Source organism: Mycobacterium sp. (assembly GCF_035653355.1).
Taxonomy (GTDB): Bacteria; Actinomycetota; Actinomycetes; order Mycobacteriales; family Mycobacteriaceae; genus Mycobacterium.
In genome coordinates, this window is record NZ_DASRBZ010000535.1 from 1 (window position 1) to 2,736 (window position 2,736).

The window sequence follows — 2,736 nt, forward strand, 5'->3', positions numbered from 1 at the left end:
ACCCGGACAAGCCGCCGAGGCTGGGCAGACCGGCCCCGGGCAGAGGCGCCGACCCGATGGTTCCGGCGCCACCCGCAGTGCCCGGCACCAACTGATTCGCGATCGAGACAGAAAACTGCTGCATCCCCATCGCGAAATAAGACAGTCCCGCCAAACGAACCAGCGCCGTCCTGTCGGCAGTCGTGATAGAGGTCAGGAACTGCGTCCACGACGGCGGCGACGTCGATGAGGCGGTCGACGCAGACGACACCGGCGACGACGAAAGTTGCTGCAGCGCTTCAGGAACCGTGGCCAGGGAGCCAAGATGGGGGGTGGCCGGCGCGGTGGTCTGCGCGGCGGTGCCGGCCGGCGTGGCCGCGGCCTTCGCGACCGCCGCGGCCTGACCCGCCAGCCCTGTCGGATTGGTGGTGTGGGCCGGCGCAGTGAACGACGTCACTTTCGTCGCGGTTGCCGACGCACCGGCATACCCATACATTGCGGCAGCATCCTGAGCCCACATCTCGCCGTAGTGCGCCTCGGTCGCCGCAATCGCCGGGCTGTTCTGCCCGAAAAAATTGGTCGCCACCAACGCCTGCAACTGCATCCGATTGGCCGCGATCAGCGGCGGAGGCACCGTCGCCGCAAACGCCGCCTCATAAGCCGACACCGCCGCCTTCAACTGGCTGGCGGCCTCCTCAGCCAGCGCCGCGGTGCTATCCAACCAGGCCACATACGGGGCGGCCGAAGCCGCCATCGACGTCGCTGCGGAACCCAGCCAGGGGCCACCCGTCAGCCCCGAAACCACCGTCCCATACGACGCAGCCGCCGACCTCAACTCCGCGGCCAGCCCATCCCAAGCCGCCGACGCAGCCAGCATCGACCCCGGCCCCGGACCCGCATACATCCGCCCTGAATTGATCTCCGGCGGCAAAACCCCAAAATCGAGCACAACGGGCCCCCAGCTCACCGCCGTCGCAGTGCCAAGACGGTCGCCGCTGCTAGCAGCATTTCCGGGTGTGTAGTCACAGACGAAATGCGCTTTCTTCCTCGATAGGCCTCACCATTGAGTAACCGCTGGCTCCTCAGTGAACAGTCGCTCGTTGGTGACACTAGATCGCCACACCGGGCAGCGCCGCCTCCGACGCAAACTATTCATTCCATGACAACTACTGTTCACTCCCGGACGGCTACTGTTCATCCGCCGTTGGGTTTTCGGCAGTTCTCGGCGTCATTTGGGCCGGCGAGTAGCTATCGCGGCACGACTCCAGCGGTGGTTATCCGCTGCGACCGTGAAGCGCCTGAAACCGCTTGTGCCACAAGGGCTTGCCCCCATGCGAAGCGAAAATGCAACGGCCGCACGGCTCCTACGCCGGTCGTGGCAGCCGCTACACGCGATCAGCGGCGTAAGTCGGTGGCCGCCACCTGAACGAACACGCCGGTGTCTTCGGCCATCAGCAGCCCGCGACCGCGGGGCAGCGGGCCACCCTTCATCTTGCCGCGGATGAAACCCTCGTCGGGGTCGGCGTCCATCACCAGCAGCGGCGCGTTGGCCTGGTGCAACGCCCGCAGCATGGGGTCGCTGCCCGCCGAGGACCAGCCACCGAAGGTGCGGGTGACGAACACATGCAACCCGACGTCGGCGGCGCGGGTCACCCAGGGGGCGGCCTTGTGTAGCGGGGAGTCGTAGCCGGGCGGCAGCTGCTGGATGTCGTCGATGATCAGGAAGATCTCCGGTCCGCTCCACCACGACCGCGACAACAACTCTTCGGCCGAAAGCCCCGGCGGCGGCTCCCGGCGGGCCAGCGTGGCCGCCAGCTCGTCCATCATCACCGCAACACCGTCGAGGTTGTAGGCGAACCTCTCCACGTAGTCCGAGCCCAGCACGGTCAGCAGCTGACGACGCGGGTCGACCAGCCACACCTGCGCTGAGGGACGCGACGTCGGCGGAGCGGTGCTCGCCCCCGGTGCGTAGATTCGGCCGATCTCGGCCATGATGGTGGCCAGCGTCGTGGTCCGCCCGCACTCGCGTCGGCCCGTCACCATCAGATGCGCATTGTCGGCGAAGTTCAGATACACCGGCTGCAGATCCAATTCGGAGATGGCCCAGGCAATTCCGCCTGCGCCGACGCCCTGGCGCCGGTCGGCAGCGGCCAACGCCCGCACCTGCTCCAGCCCGAACCGGGCCGGCAACCTGCGTACCGGAGGCGCCTCGCCGACGGCCAGTTGCCGGACCGCGGCCGCCACGCTGTCGGACTCGAACACTGCCCCTGGCGTGGTACCCAGCGCCGGACGCGCCACCAAGGTGTGCAGCCCCGCCTGCGGATCGCTGTCGAGCCGCACATAGTTGACCGCGACCATGCCGCGACCAGGTTTGGGCGGAACGTCTTTGGCGAAGCGGGAGCGCACCAGCTTGGCATCCTCGACCGCGGCCAGGCGCAACTCGACCCGAGAGCCGAAGCCGCTGCGCACCGCGGGCCGCAGGTCCGATTCGCGGTCGGCGGTGACCACCACGTGCACCCCGAACGACGGGCCCTGGTTGATGATCAGGTTCACCTGCTCGATGAGCACCTCGTTCTCTTCGGCCAGCGCCCGGTAGTTGTCGATCACCAGGTAGACATCGCCGAACCCGTCGTCGGGCACGCTGCCGGGTTCGCCGCCGAACTTGCGCCGCCGGAACACCTCCATCGAGGGCACGTCGTATTCGAGGAAGCTGCGTTTGCGTTCCCGCACCAGGCCCAGCACCTCGGCCACCGTGCG

At 67.8% G+C, this 2,736-nt stretch carries 2 protein-coding genes; both read right to left on the minus strand.

Annotation, left to right across the window (positions count from 1 at the left end; all coding sequences use genetic code 11):
* The coding region (locus VFA16_RS18360) for a PPE family protein (protein WP_414687757.1) at positions 1–883 on the minus strand (883 nt) is incomplete at its 3' end.
* A 491-nt stretch (positions 884–1,374) separates the two neighbouring features.
* On the minus strand, positions 1,375–2,736 hold a 1,362-nt coding region (gene eccCb, locus VFA16_RS18365; protein WP_324969189.1), incomplete at its 5' end, for a type VII secretion protein EccCb.